The 18,137-nt window shown below is 58.5% G+C and carries 19 protein-coding genes and 1 pseudogene; 11 read left to right on the forward strand and 9 right to left on the reverse strand.

The window, feature by feature from the left end:
- Positions 1-127 precede the first annotated feature (127 nt).
- Both ACR0JA_RS12560 and gltX read left to right on the forward strand, forming a co-directional pair.
- Positions 128-466: a DUF1801 domain-containing protein gene (locus ACR0JA_RS12560; RefSeq protein WP_480574979.1), complete on the forward strand. Its 339-nt coding sequence runs from the start codon at positions 128-130 to the stop codon at positions 464-466.
- A gap of 60 nt (positions 467-526) precedes the next feature.
- On the forward strand, positions 527-1,852 hold the full coding sequence (gltX, locus tag ACR0JA_RS12565) for a glutamate--tRNA ligase (RefSeq protein WP_480574983.1): 1,326 nt from the start codon (positions 527-529) through the stop codon (positions 1,850-1,852).
- 6 nt (positions 1,853-1,858) lie between these two features.
- Here gltX and ACR0JA_RS12570 read toward each other — a convergent pair whose 3' ends face one another.
- The gene (locus tag ACR0JA_RS12570) at positions 1,859-2,470 is read right to left on the reverse strand and encodes a gamma-glutamylcyclotransferase family protein (RefSeq protein ID WP_480574986.1); all 612 of its coding nucleotides are present in this window, start codon (positions 2,468-2,470) and stop codon (positions 1,859-1,861) included.
- A gap of 95 nt (positions 2,471-2,565) precedes the next feature.
- Between ACR0JA_RS12570 and ACR0JA_RS12575 the strand changes: the two genes are divergently transcribed.
- Positions 2,566-3,012 carry an RrF2 family transcriptional regulator gene (locus ACR0JA_RS12575; protein WP_480574989.1) on the forward strand — a complete coding sequence of 149 codons (447 nt, stop codon included), beginning with the start codon at positions 2,566-2,568 and terminating at the stop codon, positions 3,010-3,012.
- Positions 3,013-3,014: 2 nt separating this feature from the next.
- Here ACR0JA_RS12575 and ACR0JA_RS12580 read toward each other — a convergent pair whose 3' ends face one another.
- Positions 3,015-5,543, reverse strand: a complete 2,529-nt coding sequence (locus ACR0JA_RS12580; RefSeq protein ID WP_480574991.1) for an ABC transporter permease — start codon at positions 5,541-5,543, stop codon at positions 3,015-3,017.
- Positions 5,540-6,235, reverse strand: a complete 696-nt coding sequence (locus ACR0JA_RS12585) for an ABC transporter ATP-binding protein (protein ID WP_480574994.1) — start codon at positions 6,233-6,235, stop codon at positions 5,540-5,542. The genes ACR0JA_RS12580 and ACR0JA_RS12585 overlap by 4 nt, the downstream gene beginning before the upstream one ends.
- Positions 6,236-6,278: 43 nt before the next feature.
- Here ACR0JA_RS12585 and ACR0JA_RS12590 point away from each other — a divergent pair, with 43 nt between their 5' ends.
- Together ACR0JA_RS12590 and ACR0JA_RS12595 are read left to right on the forward strand one after the other, a co-directional pair.
- A complete protein-coding gene (locus ACR0JA_RS12590) occupies positions 6,279-6,926 on the forward strand; it encodes an arylesterase (RefSeq protein ID WP_480574997.1) in 648 nt (215 codons plus the stop codon).
- 10 nt (positions 6,927-6,936) lie between these two features.
- A pseudogene (locus ACR0JA_RS12595) lies at positions 6,937-7,550 on the forward strand (SOS response-associated peptidase).
- On the opposite strand, the gene ACR0JA_RS12600 reads toward ACR0JA_RS12595, so the two are convergent.
- Entirely contained in the window at positions 7,547-8,107 is a 561-nt protein-coding gene (locus ACR0JA_RS12600) for a L,D-transpeptidase (protein WP_480575000.1), read from the reverse strand. The pseudogene ACR0JA_RS12595 and the gene ACR0JA_RS12600 sit on opposite strands and share 4 nt — an antisense overlap.
- Before the next feature lie 166 nt (positions 8,108-8,273).
- Complete coding sequence (locus ACR0JA_RS12605; protein WP_010442474.1) at positions 8,274-8,480, reverse strand: cold-shock protein; 207 nt, start codon at positions 8,478-8,480, stop codon at positions 8,274-8,276.
- Positions 8,481-8,683: 203 nt separating this feature from the next.
- Between ACR0JA_RS12605 and ACR0JA_RS12610 the strand changes: the two genes are divergently transcribed.
- Complete coding sequence (locus ACR0JA_RS12610) at positions 8,684-9,211, forward strand: REP-associated tyrosine transposase (protein ID WP_480575003.1); 528 nt, start codon at positions 8,684-8,686, stop codon at positions 9,209-9,211.
- Positions 9,212-9,293: 82 nt separating this feature from the next.
- Here ACR0JA_RS12610 and ACR0JA_RS12615 read toward each other — a convergent pair whose 3' ends face one another.
- Together ACR0JA_RS12615 and ettA are read right to left on the reverse strand one after the other, a co-directional pair.
- Positions 9,294-9,959, reverse strand: a complete 666-nt coding sequence (locus ACR0JA_RS12615; RefSeq protein ID WP_480575006.1) for a hypothetical protein — start codon at positions 9,957-9,959, stop codon at positions 9,294-9,296.
- 42 nt (positions 9,960-10,001) lie between these two features.
- Complete coding sequence (gene ettA, locus ACR0JA_RS12620; protein ID WP_480575009.1) at positions 10,002-11,669, reverse strand: energy-dependent translational throttle protein EttA; 1,668 nt, start codon at positions 11,667-11,669, stop codon at positions 10,002-10,004.
- A gap of 225 nt (positions 11,670-11,894) precedes the next feature.
- On the opposite strand from ettA, the gene ACR0JA_RS12625 reads away from it, so the two are divergent.
- The 3 genes from ACR0JA_RS12625 (at position 11,895) to dacB (ending at position 14,477) form a co-directional block, all read left to right on the forward strand.
- On the forward strand, positions 11,895-12,278 hold the full coding sequence (locus ACR0JA_RS12625) for an MOSC domain-containing protein (RefSeq protein ID WP_480575012.1): 384 nt from the start codon (positions 11,895-11,897) through the stop codon (positions 12,276-12,278).
- Positions 12,279-12,310: 32 nt separating this feature from the next.
- Positions 12,311-12,931, forward strand: a complete 621-nt coding sequence (locus ACR0JA_RS12630; RefSeq protein WP_480575015.1) for a nicotinate-nucleotide adenylyltransferase — start codon at positions 12,311-12,313, stop codon at positions 12,929-12,931.
- A gap of 67 nt (positions 12,932-12,998) precedes the next feature.
- Positions 12,999-14,477, forward strand: a complete 1,479-nt coding sequence (gene dacB, locus ACR0JA_RS12635; RefSeq protein ID WP_480575018.1) for a D-alanyl-D-alanine carboxypeptidase/D-alanyl-D-alanine endopeptidase — start codon at positions 12,999-13,001, stop codon at positions 14,475-14,477.
- A gap of 5 nt (positions 14,478-14,482) precedes the next feature.
- Here the strand turns inward: dacB and ACR0JA_RS12640 are convergent, their stop codons facing one another.
- Positions 14,483-14,905, reverse strand: coding sequence for a tellurite resistance TerB family protein (locus ACR0JA_RS12640; RefSeq protein ID WP_480575021.1), 423 nt, complete (start codon positions 14,903-14,905; stop codon positions 14,483-14,485).
- Between the two features lie 160 nt (positions 14,906-15,065).
- Complete coding sequence (locus ACR0JA_RS12645; protein WP_480575024.1) at positions 15,066-15,686, reverse strand: O-methyltransferase; 621 nt, start codon at positions 15,684-15,686, stop codon at positions 15,066-15,068.
- Positions 15,687-16,002: 316 nt separating this feature from the next.
- On the opposite strand from ACR0JA_RS12645, the gene ACR0JA_RS12650 reads away from it, so the two are divergent.
- Both ACR0JA_RS12650 and ACR0JA_RS12655 read left to right on the forward strand, forming a co-directional pair.
- Complete coding sequence (locus tag ACR0JA_RS12650; RefSeq protein ID WP_480575027.1) at positions 16,003-17,577, forward strand: lysine--tRNA ligase; 1,575 nt, start codon at positions 16,003-16,005, stop codon at positions 17,575-17,577.
- Positions 17,578-17,625: 48 nt separating this feature from the next.
- Positions 17,626-18,027 carry a DUF4864 domain-containing protein gene (locus ACR0JA_RS12655; protein ID WP_480575030.1) on the forward strand — a complete coding sequence of 134 codons (402 nt, stop codon included), beginning with the start codon at positions 17,626-17,628 and terminating at the stop codon, positions 18,025-18,027.
- The last annotated feature ends 110 nt before the right edge of the window (positions 18,028-18,137 follow it).

The raw sequence follows: 18,137 nt of genomic DNA on the forward strand, positions 1-18,137 counted from the left end.
GCGGATGAACATTACGTGTTAATTTTTGTTTATGTCGCGATCCGAGAATAAAACCATACCCACCGGGCAGAGCGTCAAGGACTTTCTGGCAGGCGTCGCGCCGCCCAAAAAAGCGCAAGAGGCGCGCGTGCTTGATCGACTGTTTCGCAAGGTGACCGGGTTTGAACCGCTGATGTGGGGCCCAACGATCGTGGGCTATGGACGCTATCACTATCGCTATAAATCAGGTCGCGAAGGGGAATTTCTGGCAACCGGGTTTTCCCCGCGCAAGGCGGCGCATTCGATTTACATCATGCCCGGATATGCCGATTTCAGAGAGATTCTGGGTCGGTTGGGCAAACACAAACTTGGCAAATCGTGCCTCTATGTGAACAAGTTGGCGGATATCGACCTTCAGGTCCTTTCTGAACTCGTTCAAGCCGGTCTTGCGGATCTGGATCGCCACTGGCCGATCAAGCCGACCTGATAACCCCTGCTGGACAAAAACGCGCTCATATGACATGAGCCGCGCCAACAGGAGAACTCGATGACCACGACCCGTTTTGCCCCGTCGCCCACCGGTTACATCCATGTGGGCAACCTGCGCACCGCCCTGATGAACTATCTGATCGCCCGCAAGGCAGGTGGTACATTCATCCTGCGCATCGATGATACCGACCCCGAGCGGTCGAAAGAGGAATATGTCGATGCCATCAAGCAGGACTTGGAATGGCTGGGCCTTCATTGGGATAAGGTAGAGCGTCAGTCGGATCGGCTGGACCGCTATGCCGAGGCCGCTGACAAGCTGCGCGAGATGGGCCGTTTTTATGAGGCGTTTGAAACGCCGACCGAATTGGACCTCAAGCGCAAGAAGCAACTGAACATGGGCAAGCCGCCGGTTTATGACCGCGCCGCGCTGAATCTCAGCGATGCCGAGAAAGAAGCGCTGCGGGCTGAACGTGGCAATGGCGTCTGGCGCTTCAAGCTGGATCATGAGCGTATCGAGTGGACCGATGGTATTCTTGGCGACATCTCGATTGACGCTTCCTCGGTATCTGATCCGGTGCTGATCCGTGGCGATGGTCAGGTTCTCTATACGATTGCGTCAGTGGTCGATGATACCGAGATGGGTGTCACCGACGTCGTACGCGGGTCTGATCACGTGACCAACACAGCGACTCAGATCCAGATCATCAAGGCGCTGGGCGGAACCTGCCCGCGCTTTGCGCACCACTCGCTGCTGACCGGCCCGCAGGGTGAGGCGCTGTCGAAACGTCTTGGAACGCTGGCCCTGCGCGATCTGCGCGAACAGGGGGTCAAGCCGATGGCCTTGCTGAGCCTTATGGCGCGTCTGGGGTCCTCGGACCCGGTCGAGCTGCGCGCGGACATGGCGGAACTGATTGAGGGCTTTGATGTCAGCCGGTTTGGTGCGGCACCAACCAAGTTCGATGTGCAGGATCTGTTCCCGCTGACCGCAAAACATCTGCAGTCGCTGCCTTTGGCTGATGTTGCCGATGCCGTGGCTGACGCAGGCGTACCAGCGGAACTGGCCGAGCCTTTTTGGGCAATGGCGCGTGAGAACATCACCACTCTGGCTGACCTCAAAGGCTGGTGGGAACTGTGCCGCGACGGGGCCGAGCCGCTGATCGCCGACGAAGATCGCGACTTCGTTGCCGAGGCCGTCGCACTGCTGCCAGAAGGACAGTTTGACGGGGACACCTGGAGCACCTGGACCAAAGTCGTAAAGGACGCCACTGGCCGCAAAGGCAAGGGTCTGTTCATGCCGCTGCGCAAGGCGCTGACCGGAATGGAGCGGGGGCCGGAAATGGCGACGCTGCTGCCGTTGCTGCAAGTGATCCGCGCGCGCGGTTGATCAATCCTAGAATGTGAATGAGGAAGGCAGTTCATCTGCCTTTCTTTGCTGATCAGGCTGGATGATACTTACCGACATACGGTTCAGGGATTCATCAACAAACTTGGCCTCGGCCGCGCTGAGTTGCTGATGGCGCGGATAGCGTGGCGCGGCGCGATCGTCCAGAATCGGCGCATCCCAACCCTCGGTCGTGGCGAAGAACCGATCCGCCCCTTCTGCGCCGAAGGCCCTCAGATACCCCTGCACAACCACATCGATATAGCTGAGCAGCAACGGATGGTGATTGTTCGATGCGGTGTGGCGATCTGCTGGCACGGCGTAGACCGCGATCTCAACCTCATGGCTCAGCGGGTGCGTGACCGATCGTGTCGCGGCAACCCGGTCATAGGCCCATTCACGCTCGTCCAGCGCGGCCCAGTCGTTCTTGGGAACATGCGCGATCATGCCGTCGATTTCGCAATCAGGATCCGGCACGGCGGTCAGAAACGCTACTGGACGCAGATCGGTATGCCGCCAGGCGCGCCGCCAACCCTTCAGACGGGCCGGGCGCGGGTCTGGGAAATCATGCGTGGAAAGGTTCACAAGGCTGCCATAGCCAAAGAAATATGGGTCTGCCATGGGCTGCCATCTCCGGTTCAAGCGATTGATGTATGTCAAACCGTTTTTTTGCCGGACATGCAATAAGACTGCATCCAAAAGTCAGGGAGGTCCTCATGCGGATTACCAAACGGACGAACATTGCGGTGCGGCTGTTGATGTATTGTGCCGCGCATCAGGACAGGTTGGTGACGAAATCCGAGATCGCCGAGGTGTGCAACATTTCGGAAAACCATCTTGCGCAGGTTATCAACCAGTTGAGCCAGCTGAGCTATCTCAACACGCAGCGCGGGCGCAACGGTGGTATTGCGCTGGGCCGCTCCGCCGAACAGATCCGTATTGGTGAGGTCTTTCGTGACGTCGAAGGCGGCTTGCCGATCGCCGAGTGTTTTGCTGATGCGGACAACACTTGCCCATTGACCGACGCCTGCCGGTTGCGGCTGGCCCTGCAGGACGCGGCCGAGGTGTTCTATGCCTCGCTGGACGATATCACGCTGGACGCGTTGATTTGTGACAACGACCCGTTGCTGAAGATCTTGCAACCGGTGGCCTGCGTGCGCTGACCCTAGTCGCTGGCGCGTAGAACCCGCGCCGGACGGATCGCCAGCGGTCGCAGGGCGAATGTGAGTCCGGCGGCAAGCGTGACAATGATGCCAATAGCAATGATACCCAGTGCCGACGGCCAGATGATCGCAAAATCGGTGTCGAAGATGTAGGTGGCCACGGCCCAGCCGCCCATAATGCCTGCGAACAGCGCAACCAATCCTGCAGCAGCCCCCAGCAGGATCGAGCGCAGTGCAAAGCTGAGCAATATGCGCCGACGGCTTGCTCCCAGAGTTTTCAGCACGGCGGCTTCATAACGCCGCGCGGGCTCTCCGGCAGCAGCGGCGCCGATCAGGACCAGAAAGCCTGTTAGCAGAGACACACCAGCCCCATAAGACGTTGCCGCAGCCAGCCCGGCCAACAGCCCTGACACTCGGTCAATGGCGTCGCGCACCCGGATGGCTGTAATGTTGGGGAACTGACCGGCCAGATCGCGCAAAATGGCGGCCTCGGCCTGTTCCTCGGCATAGACTGTGGCGATAAAGCTGTGCGGCGCTCCGGACAGGGCCGAGGGGTTCAGAGACATGATGAAGCCCAGCTCAGCAGTCGAATAGTCCACCTCGCGCAGCGAGGTGATCTGGGCGGTGATATCGCGCCCCAGAATGTTAACGGTCAGCATGTCGCCGAGTTTCAGACCCATCTCTTGCGCCTCTTCGGCCGCGAAGCTGACCTGCGGTTGTCCGTCGTAATCTTCCGACCACCACGACCCGTCGGTGATCCGGGTGTTCTTGGGCGGTTCGACAGAGTATGTAACGCCACGATCACCTTCCAATACCCAATGATCGCCTGCGACAGAACTGGCGGGCTGGTCATTGATACGCGTTATGATCCCGCGCAGCATTGGGGCGCTTTCGACGCGGCTGACGGCAGGATCGTTTTCCAGGCGGTTTAGAAAACCCGGCATCTGATCCTTTTGAATGTCTACGAAGAAATAGGAGGGGGCCACATCCGGCAGATTGCCCGAGATTGCGTTGCGCAAGGTCCCGTCGATTTGCCCCACTGCCGCCAGAACAGACAGCCCAAGCCCCAGAGACAGAACGGTCGAGCCTGCGCCCTCTTTCGGGCCGGAAATGGCGGAAAACGCCCATCGCATTGGCGCATTGCCCCGGGTCCAGACACTGCCTGCGCGGGCCAGCCAACGAATGCCAAAGGCGGCGAGCGACAGCAGAAGCAACGCTCCGGCGATGCCGCCCGCCGTCCACAGGGTCAGTCGCGCCGACCCATTGAACCACGCGGCTGACGCGATCAGCAGGGCTAGGCCCAACCCTGTGGCAAGAACGTAGATCGGGCGCGGGATGGCGCGGGCCGCGCTCAGCGCATCTCGGAACAGGGTTGCGGCGCGGACATCCTCTGTCCGGGCCAGCGGCCAGAGCGTGAACACAAAGGCAGTCAGCAGGCCGTAAAGGGCAGCCTCGGCCAATGGTCGGGGATAGAGGGTGAAGACCGCTGGAACCGGAAGGCGGCTTTCGATGAGTGGCGCCAGCAACAGAGGCAATGCGCCGCCAATAACCAGACCGATTGTGATCCCCAAAGTGGAAAGGGCACCGATCTGGATCAGGTAGGTCTGGAATATGGTCGCCCGCGCAGCGCCCAATGTGCGCAGGGTGGCGATGGTGTCCGTTTTCTGCACCAGATAGGCCCGAACGGCGGCGGACACTCCGATGCCTCCAACAGCCAGACCTGCCAGCCCGACCAGCACCAGAAAGGCGCTCAGCCGCGCGACGAACTCGGCAATACCGGGCGCGCCGTTACGGGCATCGGTCCAACGCATTCCGGTCCCGTCGAAATCCCGAGCGGCTTCCGTTGCCAGCGTGGCCAAATCTGCATCAGGTGATAGGTCAAGCCGGTATTTGGTCGAGAACAGCGTGCCCGGCTCCAAGAGGCCCGAGGCTCGCAGATCCTGCGTTCGCACCAATGTGCGCGGACCCAAAGCGAATCCGTCCGCTGCGCCATCGGGCTCGTGTTGCAAAGACGCCATCAGTACAAACGGCTGTGTCCCCAGCGAAAACTGATCACCGATTGCCAGACCGAGCCGATCAATCAAAAGCGGGTCCATAACCGCGCCGGGAAGACCGTCGGTGCCCGCTAGCGCATCGGTCAGGTTTAGGTCAGGCGTCAGCCGTACCGTGCCTAGCAACGGGTAAGCGCCGTCAACCGCCTTGACCTGCGTCAGCCCACGCTGCGCCTCTTCTCCGGTGCCGGTAACGGCCATGGATCGAAAATCGACCACCTCGGATACCGATTGCGCGGTGCCGTCCATCCATGCGCGTTCCTGCTCATCGGCAAAACGGTAGGTGAGTTCCAACTGGGCGTCGCCACCCAAAAGCGCGGCCCCTTCCTGAGTCAGTCCTGTCTGAATGGCGTACCTGACCGAGCCAACAGCGGCGATGGCTGCAACCCCCAAAGCCAAACAGGCGAGAAAAATCCGAAATCCGTGCAACCCGCCGCGCAGCTCGCGCCGCGCCAGACGCCCGGCCATGCGCAGGCTCATTCGGCGGCCTCACGTTGTGTGTCTTCTGCGATCCGACCGTCGCGCAAGCGCACGATTCGATCGCATTTCTGCGCCAATGTGTGGCTGTGCGTTACCAGTATGAGGGTCGCGCCATGACGATCTCGCAACCCGAACAAGAGGTCGATGATCGCGGCCCCATTGGTCTCGTCAAGATTGCCGGTCGGTTCATCAGCTAGCAGAATCTGTGGCCGCGGAGCAGCCGCGCGCGCCAGAGCCACGCGTTGTTGTTCGCCCCCGGACAATTGCGCCGGATAGTGGTCGCGACGGTGCGACAGGCCAACGGCGTCCAGCTCGACCTCGGCCCTTTGGAACGCATCTCTGTGTCCCGCCAGTTCCAGCGGCGTCGCCACGTTTTCAAGCGCGGTCATGGTGGGGATCAGGTGGAAGTTCTGAAACACGACACCCATCGCGTCGCGTCGCAAACGGGCCAGAGCATCCTCGTCCATGTCATTCAGATTGTGGCCCAACGCATTTACGCTGCCCGCCGTGGCGCGTTCCAGACCACCCATCAGCATCAGCAGCGAGGATTTGCCAGATCCCGAGGGGCCAACCAACCCCAATGTTTCACCTTGACATACGGTGAGGGAAATCTGGTGCAGAATATCGACCCGTCCGGCATTGCCATCCAGCGATAAAGCGGCATCTTGGAGGGTAAGAACAGGTGTTGTCATCAATCGGCCGATCACAGAGGGGTACAGTCCATTGGGATATGGCGTGAAATGGAAATTGCGCAAGGCTTTGATCCCCGCTGCGTTTGTCTGTTGCGGTTTTGCAGCGACGGCCGAACCGGTTGTGATCGCGGCTTTGGGGGATTCCCTGACACAAGGCTATGGCTTGCCGGAACAGGACGGGTTCGTCCCGCAACTCCAACGCTGGTTGCAGGATCAGGGGGCCGAGGTCCAGTTGATCAACGCAGGTGTATCAGGCGACACCACGGCCGGAGGGGCCGCGCGCATCGACTGGACCCTGACACCCGAGGTTGACGGGTTGATCGTTGCGCTGGGTGGCAACGATCTGTTGCGAGGCATCGACCCGGACGTGTCCCGGGCCAATCTTGAGGCCATCCTCAGTGCCGCCGGCGCGTCTGGCGCCGAGGTGCTGTTGATCGGAATGCAGGCCCCGGGTAATTATGGCGCTGACTACAAACAGCGCTTTGACGCCATGTATCCCGAACTCGCGCAGCAGTTTGATGCGATCTATGCCGAAAGCTTCTTCGCAGGTCTCGTCAACGCAAACGATCCGGCTGCCGTACGCGAATACTTGCAAGCGGATGGAATCCATCCAAATGCGCAGGGCGTGTCCTTAATCGTCACCGCGCTTGGGCCGGATGTTCTGACGCTTGCCGAGGAGGCCGCCAAATAGGAGGGTCCCAATGCCCGGACGGTTCTTTTTGACACGCCCGATATCCCAAATTGCAGAGTATCTGGGCGTTCGGGACAGCGTTCCTGCGCAACCACCTTGCCACAATATTCAACCGGGGCAGGAAGTGGTTGTTCTGACCGCCGACGGGATGGCAATGATGCGCTGGGGTATGATCCCGGTTGGCCGCGTGAATGCTCGCGGGCGTCCGGTGATGGAGACGATCATCAACGCTCGGTCCGAGACCGTTTTTGACAAAAGCGCATTCGAAGGCGTCGGGCGCGCCGTCATCCCCGTCGATGGCTGGTACGAATGGACCGGAGAGAAACGGCGGAAAACCGCATGGCGCATCGCCCGTCAGACGGGTCACCCTTGCTGTTCGCGGCAATCACCGACACCTGGCAGGCCCCTGGCGGGCTGCGCGTGGAACAGGTGGCCGCGGTGACCTGCGAGCCAAATGCGGATGTAAAGCCAATCCATCACAGAATGGGAGTGCTGCTTGATCAAAACGCTGTACAGACATGGCTGACTGGAACCGAAGAACAGGCCCAAAGCCTGACCAAACCCTGGCCTGACGGCTTACTGAAAATCCAACAGGCTGATGACGTGGATTGGTCGGCGCCTTAAACCACCGTCACCACGGTTCCGATTGGTACACGCGCATACAGGTCGATGACGTGTTCGTTCAGCATCCGGATACACCCGTTCGACACCGCATGTCCGATGGTCTGCGGCTGAGTGGTTCCGTGAATGCGGAAATAGGTATCAATCCCGTTCTGGAACAGATAGAGCGCGCGTGCGCCCAAAGGGTTGTCCCCACCGCCCGGCTGGACATAGTCGTTGTCCTTGAACTTGGCATAGGCGATCGGATCGCGCTCTATCATCTCGTCGGTCGGGCGCCAGGTCGGCCACTCTTTCTTGACGTCGATTGTGGCGGTTCCGGTGAATTCCAGCCCGGCCTTGCCGACACCGACACCATAGCGGATCGCCTTGCGCGGTTCGGTCACGAAATACAGATAGAACGAGCGGGGCGCGACCAGCAGCTGGCCCGGCTGAAACTGCTTCTTGATGCGCACAAATTGTGGCGTCGGATCGTATTCCACCGGCTTTTTCTTGGCCATTGCCAGACCAGGCAAAAGGCTTGCGGCAGCGGTGGTCGCGATAAATGTGCGGCGTGTGAACATGGCAGGGCTCACCTATCCTTCAAAGAAAACTGAAAGCCAGTTTCCCGAGGATACTCGATTTGGTCAATCGGCGGACACGCATAAAGGGAATGTGATGTATTGCGAGGGCCACACTATGGCAGTGCGCAATGAATGGGGCGGAGAAGCCTCCGCCCCAAAAACCGGCTCAGGCCAGTTCGATGTTGTCGGCGCTTTCGCGGCCGTCACGACCAGCGCGCAGCTCGTACGTGACTTTCTGGTTGTCGGCCAGACCGGTGAGGCCCGAACGCTCGACAGCCGAGATGTGAACGAAGATGTCTTTGCCGCCATCTTCGGGTGCGATAAAGCCGTAGCCTTTGGTGGTGTTGAACCATTTTACGGTGCCTGCAGGCATATCCGTTGTCTCCTGTTTGGTGCTGCCCACGGAGTTGCGGCAGCCCGGCGTCGTTGTCTGTATCGATAGACTGAGCGCCGGAATCGGAGACAGTGGGTCGAAATAGAAAAACGTAAGCGCCCTTGATATGGCATTGAGGAGGGCGTGTGGCAAGGGGGAGTTGGTTAACGATTTGGTCGCCAAGAGTGCGGTAGGATATCAGCATGAGCAACTACCGCCGCGTTCGCATTCCCGGAGCGAAGTATTTCTTCACCGTCTCGCTTGCTGACAGATCATCCGATTTGTTGGCGCGAGAAGTGGCGCATTTGCGGGCGGCTTTTGCGTTGACGCAGAACGAGAGGCCGTTTTGGTGCGATGCGTTTGTTGTATTGCCGGATCATTTGCATGCGGTTTGGACGCTACCGCCGGGGGATGCGGATTATTCGACGCGGTGGCGAATGATTAAAAGCCGGTTTGTGCGCGCCGTCGGAGAATTCGGTCCGCGAAGCCAGTCCAAGGTTACCAAGCAGGAGCGCGGGATTTGGCAACGCCGGTTTTGGGAGCATACCATTCGGGACGAGCGAGATTACCGAAATCAAATGCAATATTGTTGGGGTAATCCGGTCAAACATGGGTTGGTGGAGCATCCAACCGATTGGCCGTATTCGTCGATCCATCGTGATATCCGCGCTGGTCGAGTTGATCCGGAGTGGTGTGGCGGCGCGACGGAGGGGTCGTTCGGAGAACCGTAGGATGGGTGATTTCACCCATCATTTGACTTGGTTAGATTGGCGAGTTGAGGAGCGATGGGTGCGAGCACCCATCCTACGCGTGCTAGAAAAGACACTCGGAGATATATGCTCCAAGACGTGCGAACTTGCTGCTGGAACTTTCGATGGCAACGGTACAGGAAAAAACGAGCGCATTCTTCGACGAATAGCGAACCGGGATAATCACATAACGGTTGAATCCTTCTTCGTGACTCATGTTTGAAATGAAGAACACACCAACAATACCGTGTGCGCCGTCATCGTCGGCAAAACTGCTATTGGCGATCACGTCATCAAAGAAGCGTTCTTGTTCAAATCTGACAGTTGAGAACCACGATCTGTCATGGAAATCCCCGACTTGCCGAAACCTTCCTTGTGCGCCATACCCAGGTGAATAGCGCTTATCGTATCCCAATTCGAACTCCACAATTTCAGGGAACTCATCGGAAAAATAAATCGCACTAGGGTGGTCGCATCCATCATGATCAATAATGAGATCGAGCACCACTAGAGACCATGCATTATCATTTAAGAACTGAAGAAATTCTTGCCTTTCAGCTTCGCGATTGCCGAAGTCGTGGCCAACACTATCGGGCGAACAGGACGTAATGTGCGTATTGAGATAGGGTGCAGTTCTTGTGGCCCAAAAATACTCATACAAACCGATGAAAGTCGCTAGCACACCAATTGCTGCCAGCGACCATTTTGCAAAACGAAATGCAGTGTTCATAAATCCCAGATGGGAACTTAGAACACTGATTTCAAGCGGAAATCACCGCGCAAACTTCTTATGCTTCAACCGCTTGGGCTCCAGCGCGTCCGGTCCCAGACGGCGCTTTTTGTCCTCTTCGTAGTCTTCGAAGTTGCCCTCGAACCACTCGACATGAGCATCGCCCTCGAACGCCAAGATATGCGTGCAGATGCGGTCGAGGAAGAAGCGGTCGTGGGAAATGACAACGGCGCAGCCGGCGAAATCGACTAGGGCGTCTTCCAGTGCGCGCAGGGTTTCGACGTCGAGGTCGTTGGTGGGTTCGTCGAGCAGCAGGACGTTGCCGCCCTCTTTCAGCAGGCGGGCCATGTGGACGCGGTTGCGCTCACCCCCTGACAGCAAGGAGACCTTTTTCTGCTGGTCGCCGCCCTTGAAGTTAAAGGACGAGCAATAGGCGCGGGAATTGACCTGTGCGTCACCCAGCTGGATGATTTCGGCGCCGCCGGTGATCGCCTCCCACACGGTGTCATTGTCTTTCAGGTCGTCGCGGGACTGGTCGACATAGGACAGTTCGACCGTGTCGCCCAGCGTGATGGTGCCGCTGTCGGGCTGCTCCTGACCGGTCAGCATCTTGAACAGGGTCGATTTACCGGCACCGTTGGGGCCGATGACACCGACGATGCCGCCGGGGGGCAGGGCAAAGTCCAGCCCTTCGATCAGTTGCTTGTCGCCCATGTGTTTCGACAGGCCCTCGACCTCGATCACCTTGCCGCCAAGGCGCTGGCCGTTGGGGATGACGATCTGGGCGCGGGTCAGCTTTTCGCGTTCGGACTGTTCGGCCAGCTCGTTATAGGCGTTGATCCGGGCCTTGGATTTGGCCTGACGGGCTTTCTGGCCCTGACGCATCCACTCCAATTCGCGCTGCAGGGTCTTCTGCTTGGACTTGTCCTCGCGGGCTTCCTGTTCGAGGCGTTTGGCCTTTTGTTCCAGCCATGCGGAATAGTTGCCCTCGTAGGGAATGCCGCGACCACGGTCGAGTTCGAGGATCCAGCCGGTGATGTCATCCAGGAAATAACGGTCGTGGGTGACGATCAGGATGGTGCCCTTGTAGTCGATCAGGTGCTGTTGCAGCCAGGCGATGGTCTCGGCGTCCAGGTGGTTGGTCGGTTCGTCGAGCAGAAGCATGTCGGGCGCTTCGAGCAGCAGCTTGCAAAGCGCCACGCGGCGTTTCTCACCGCCCGAGAGGTTGGCGATGTTGGCGTCGTCCGGCGGGCAGCGCAGGGCCTCCATGCTGACGTCGATCTGGCTATCGAGGTCCCAGAGGTTTTCCGCATCGATTGCGTCTTGCAGGTTGGTCATCTCCTCCATCAGCTCGTCCGAGTAGTTCTCGGCGATCTCCATGGCGATCTCGTTGAACCGGTCGACCTTGGCCTTTTTCGCGGCCACGCCCAACATGACGTTTTCACGGACGGTCAGGGATTCATCCAGCTGCGGTTCCTGCGGTAGGTAACCGACCTTGGCGCCCTCGGCGGCCCATGCCTCACCGGTGAAATCAGTGTCGAGGCCAGCCATGATCTTCATCAGCGTCGATTTACCCGCGCCGTTGACGCCGACGACACCGATTTTCACGCCGGGCAGAAAGCTCAGGTGGATGTTTTCAAAGCACTTCTTGCCACCGGGATAGGTCTTTGAGACACCCTGCATGTGGTAGACATATTGATAGGCGGCCATGTCGCGTCCTCTGGGTCGGGGAAATTGGGTTGGAACGCTGGATATCCGAGCGGGACGGGCGGGGCAAGCTGGTCGCTTTGTGATTTTTATTGACGGGCTGAAGCGACTAAATTCGCTGTACTGCATAAGGAGTGGATTTTGTCAGCGTTGTCAGAGTTGATTGCAGGATGGGCACAGCCGGGGCGGGTTGAGTGGATCGGAGTTCGACCTGAACGGCGTGCCGCGATGCAGTTAATTGAGACAAGCGTTATCTCGACCGACGGCCTCGACGGTGACCGTAGTCGCTCAGGCAAGAGGGCGGTGACCTTGATCCAGAAAGAGCATCTGGCGGCGATAGGCTCTTATCTTGGGCAAGCGCCGGTCGCGCCCGAGAATTTGCGACGCAATCTCGTGGTTTCCGGGATCAATTTGGCGGCACTCAAGGGGCGAGAGTTACGGGTGAGCGAGGCAGTTTTGCGGATTTCCGTAATTTGTGCGCCGTGTAGCCGGATGGAGGAGGCGCTGGGCAGGGGCGGCTATTCCGCTGTACGGGGGCATGGCGGATGGTGTGCCGAAGTCATCGCGCCCGGACGTGTCAGGCTTGGTGATGTGGTGCGACCGATTGATTGACAACCCCTCTCAGTTCTGAACATCAGCAGGGGATGGAGCGTTACGCTATTCCATATGCGCGGCCCGGTCAGGTTGTGGGGTTGTTCGGGGGGTCTTTCGATCCGCCGCATGTTGGTCATGTGCACGTGACGCGTGAGGCGATGAAGGCCTTTGGGCTGGATCGCGTGTGGTGGTTGGTATCTCCTGGCAATCCGCTCAAGGCGCGCGGGCCTGCGCCATTGGCAAAACGGATTGCTGCGGCGCGGGCTGTGATGCGACATCCGCGCGTTGAGGTGACCGATATCGAAGCGTTGACAGGCACGCGGGCAACGGCGGACACATTGGCGGCGCTGTGCGCGCTTTACCCGCAGGTCAAGTTCGTCTGGTTGATGGGCGCCGACAATCTGGCGCAGTTCCACCTTTGGAAGGACTGGCGGCAGATTATGGACAGCGTGCCGGTGGGTGTGATTGCACGGCCAGGGGATCGGATATCGGCCAGGATGTCCCCGGCGGCGAGGCTTTACGCCAAATATCGGATCGACGGTCAGGCACGACAGCTGTTGGGCCGGGCCGAGGCACCGGCCTGGTGTTTTGTGAATGTGCCGATGGTCGACGTCAGTTCGACCGAGTTGCGCAGTCGCGGTGGCTGGAGCGATGGGGTGTTGCCGGAATGACTCCTCTCGGCGCATAATCTTAATCAAGTGATTGTCTGTATTTAAGCTCTGGGATTCTAATAGACCCATGGTTGATCGTATTTCGCGTCGTTTATTTCTGGGTGGATTGGGGGCGTCTCTGGTTCCGGGAACAGGACTGGCTGAGGCGCCTTTGGTGTCTCTGCGTCCTGTGTTGCGTGGGCCGAAGCCCAGCGGGGCCGAGCGGTTGGTTCAGGCGGCCGGACTGCCGGGAGATGTGGTTTTTGCCGTCGCAGACGTCGAAACCGGCACACAATTGGAGGCGTTCGGCGAAGGCCAAAGCCTGCCACCGGCCAGTGTCGCCAAAGCGTTGACGGCGCTTTATGCGTTGGATGTGTTGGGGCCGGACTTTCGGTTTGAAACCAGGCTGGTTGCTGACGGACCCATCGAGAACGGTATTCTCAACGGCGATCTGATTCTGGTGGGCGGCGGCGACCCGCTTTTGGACACGGATGCATTGGCCCGAATGGCTGCCAATCTGCGCGAGGCAGGGATCACCGAAGTCCGGGGTGCCTTCAAGGTCTATGATGGCGCTCTGCCATACGTGTTCAGCATCGATCCCGGGCAGCCCGATCATGTGGGGTACAGCCCCGCGATCAGCGGAATTTCTCTGAATTTCAATCGGGTTCATTTTGAGTGGAAACGTGCGGTGAGCGGGTATGACGTGTCCATGGACGCCCGAAGTGCGCGTTACAACCCGTCGGTCGACATGGCGGCGATGCAGGTCGAGAATCGAAGCCTGCCGATCTACACCTATCAGCCCAGTGCCCGGCAAGACCGGTGGACCGTCGCCAAGGGCGCGCTTGGCAACGGGGGGGCCAGATGGCTGCCGGTTCGCAAACCGGCGCTTTATGCTGGCGATGTATTTCGGACATTGGCGCGCGCGAACGGGATCGTGCTGGGGCCAATCCAAGTTACGCGCCAAGCACCGCAAGGCACGGTCCTGGTCGTAAACCAGAGCGACCCGTTGAAAAGCATTCTGCGGGGGATGCTGAAATATTCGACCAACATCACTGCCGAGATGGTTGGGCTGGCGGCATCCAATGCGCGCGGTGCAATACCGCAGAGCCTGTCCGAGTCCGCGCAGGAGATGAACCGCTGGGCTTTGGAAACCTATGGCGTCGGCGGCATCGCGATGGTCGATCATTCGGGGCTGGGTGACATGTCTCGCATGGCGCCTGCAGATCTGGTGACAGCCTTCGTCGCCGCCCGCAAGTCGGGGCTGTTGCGACCATTGCTGAAGCCCTTTGCGCTTACCGACAGTCAGGGCCGCACCGTTAAGGATCATCCGATCAAAGTCGATGCAAAGACCGGAACCTTGAACTTTGTCTCGGGGTTGGGCGGGTTCCTGACGACGGCCGATGGGTCCGAGCTGGCTTTTGCAATATTCACGGCGGATGTGGACCATCGAGCGACGATCCCGCGGGCGCATCGTGAGCGCCCGGAAGGCGCCCGCAGTTGGAACCGCCGGTCGCGAAAACTCCAGCGGTCTCTGATCGAAAGATGGGGCGCGCTGTACGGGAGCTGAACAGCTCAGATCGTGTGGCGCGCGCGCGCACCGCGTTCGATGGCTGCGGCGTGCAGCCGGTCGATGTTAAGCTCGTACCGAATTTCTTCCAGCAACCGCAATTCGGTTTCCGCCAGCGCCCCGTCCGCAGCGGCCACGTCACAGGCCAGCGCATAGGCGGTTTCGTTCAGACGCTCAGGCAGATTGTCACGGATCAGGCCGAACATGGCATCCAGACCGTCTTCTTGCTCGAACAAATCAAAAACAATCTGCGAGACGCGCCGGGTGCGGTCGATGTCATAACCCGCAAAAACCGGCAACATATTCACCGCGCCTTCGATCTTAACCAGTTCTGCCGTGCGGATGGTTTCGTCCGAAGCCGAGATCGCAACCATGATTGCCACCAGGCAATCCTGCGGGGACATTGGGTGAGGAGTTTGCTCGGGCATTGGGTCGTCCTGAATATTGGGTCTGTTGGCGCACGATAGGTGGGCGCGAATGCGAGTTCAACAGGTTGTTCAAATCGCTCAAGAACAGGTAGGTTTCGAACGCCAGCTCAAGACTTGTGCGATCGAGTCAGTTCGATCGAGAGATCAGGGTGTCGTGGAGCTACTTTTCTTTCTTGCGGTAAATTTTGTTTTTCGTGATTTCCACGTAATTCGGATCTGTCTTTACGTAATGGTCGACCAAGAGTTTCACTTGTTTCGCGTCTATTTGCTCGGCTGTATATTGCTCGGCGATTGCAGGTACCTTTTCCGGATCCAGAGATGAGCCGCGTAGCCTCCAATTATAGTCGTCAAAGTCCAGATAACCGCCAGGTTTCAGCAGTCGATCACCCAGAAAATAAGACAGCGCATCGATGCAAAAGGTGTGGGCACCGTCAAGAAAGATATAGTCGAAGAGGGGCTGATGCTGGTTCTGGATATAAAGCTGCATCAAATTCCAGTTGTAGCTGTCGAGGTGGCGCATTGAATTGCCGAAATATTGTACGCGATCTCCAAAGTTGGCAAGGCGGGTGCGCGCCGCGTCAATCGTATCATGGAAGTCGAACAGGTAGACTCGGGAGTTCGGAAAGCTGTTCAGTACGAACTCGGCGGTGGAAGCCTGATAAATTCCAAGTTCGGCGTAACGAAGCTCGGCGTCTGCGTTGAATAGTTTGGTCAGTGCTTGTTGGGTTCCGCTGGTGCCGCGCTTTGCGACTTTAAGGTTGCTCGGGCACCACTTGTCCAATTTCTGCTCCAGCGTGAAGGTTCCAGTAACGCGACCATGTGTGATTTGAGATCGATGTTCAACGGGTGGTTGGCCGTCGTCCGTTCGAATTTTGCTAACGAGACGAACTTGGCGGCACCTGAGGTCGAAACCCACATATGATTGACATATCTAGATTGAGTTCGAGCATCGAATAATCGACAAGTTACGCCAAAGAGCGAAGCTGTATGAGTAACAAAATCCGACGTGCGTTTATTGACTCATACTGCACCTGCACAATAACAGGGGCCGGGTTGGGCGCATGGGGTGTCCGGCGCGTTCCCTATGGAGTATTCAAATGTCTGATCTGCGTGAAACCGCGATGACGTCCAAAGCCTGGCCGTTTGAAGAGGCGCGGCGGTTGCTCAAACGCTATCAGAAGGGTGCTCCGGATAAGGGCTATGTTCTGTTTGAGACGGGGTATGGTCCCTCGGGCTTGCCGCATATCGGGACGTTTGGTGAGGTTGCGCGAACAACGATGGTCAAGCGCGCGTTTGAGGCGCTGTCGGATATCCCCACCAAGCTGATCTGTTTCTCGGACGATCTGGACGGGATGCGCAAGGTGCCGACCAATGTGCCGAACCCCGAAATTCTCGAGCAGCATCTGCAGCGTCCGCTGACTTCGGTGCCCGATCCGTTTGGCGAGTACGACAGCTTTGGTGAACATAACAACGCGATGCTGCGCCGGTTCCTGGATACGTTCGGGTTCGAGTATGAGTTCTATTCGGCCAAGGAATTCTATGAATCCGGGCAATTCGACGAAGTGCTGAAGCGCGCGGTTGAACGCTATGATGAGATCATGGCGATCATGCTGAAAAGCCTGCGGGAAGAGCGTCAGCAGACCTATTCTATCTTCCTGCCACTGCATCCCGAAAGCGGGCGGGTGATGTATGTGCCGATGAAGAAGGTCTGTGCCGAGACCTACACGGTCACCTTTGATGACGAGACCGGCAAGGAATGGACAGTTCCTGTCACCGGCGGCCACGTAAAACTTCAGTGGAAGCCGGATTTTGGTGCGCGCTGGGCGGCGCTGGGCGTGGATTTCGAGATGTATGGCAAGGAACATGCCACCAACGAGAAAATCTATGACGCGATCTGCCGCGCTTTGGGCGGTCGCGCGCCCGAGCATTTCAGCTATGAGCTGTTTCTGGACGAGAACGGGCAGAAGATTTCCAAGTCGTCGGGCAATGGTGTTTCGATTGATGAATGGCTGACATATGCGCCGACCGAAAGTCTTGCCTATTTCATGTATCAAAAACCCAAGACGGCCAAGCGGATGCATTTCGATGTAATCCCGAAAGCCTATGATGAGTATCATCAGCAGTTGCGCGCCTATCCCGGCCAGGACTTGAAGGCGCAGTTGAACAATCCGGTGTGGCATATCCACGGCGGCGACGTGCCTGAATCCACGCTGATGGTGCCGTTTGCGATGTTGTTGAACTTGGCCTCGGTGTCCGGGGCCGAGGATAAAGAGGCACTGTGGGGTTTCATCCGCCGTTATGCGCCTGAGGCGACGGCGCAAACGCATCCCGATCTGGATCAGGCGGCGGGCTTTGCGGTGCGGTATTTCAACGATTTCGTCAAACCGACGCGCAAGCACCGTGCCCCGACCGAGCAGGAGCGCGAAGCGCTGGAGGCGTTGAAGGCGGCGCTGGAGGCCTATGACGGGCCGATGGAAGACGAAGCGTTGCAATCGGTCGTTTATTCCATCGGACGCGAGCGGTTTGATCCGATGCGCGGCTGGTTCACGGCACTGTACGAAGTGCTGCTGGGCGCGTCGCAAGGCCCCCGGTTCGGTGGTTTCATCGCGCTATACGGTGTGCCCGAGACGATAGCCCTGATCGAAAAGGCGCTGGCCGGAGAGCTGGTCTGATTTGACCTGGTGGCGCATGGGGCTACCCTTCGGGCAGGAGGATGACCTATGCGCCGTATTTTGCTTGCCGTTGCCCTGAGTGCCGGATTGACAACCTCAGCCTTTGCTCAGAACGCTGAGATTGAGGCCAATATCTCGGCGCAGATACAGGCGTTCAAGGCGGATGATTTCGCAACCGCCTTTACCTTTGCCAGCCCCAATATTCAGCGCCTGTTCGGCACGCCCGAGAACTTTGGCGTCATGGTGCGGCGCGGCTACCCGATGGTCTGGAGACCGTCGGATGTGCGATTTCTGGAATTGCGCGAAATTGCCGGCAACCTATGGCAAAAGGTCATGATCACCGATGGCAACGGTCGGGTACATATCCTGGACTACCAGATGGTGCAGCGGGAAAATGACTGGAAGATCAATGGTGTTCAATTGCTGGGCAACGCTGACCCTGCGGCCTGACGCAACACCACCGTGACGGTAACATGAGCGGTAGTTAATCCCTTTTCGGTACTCAGACCTTCGCGATCCGGGTTTGGCCCGGACCCGAGGTTTACGCGCGTAGCAATGTA

This window comes from Ruegeria sp. AM4 (assembly GCF_056540665.1).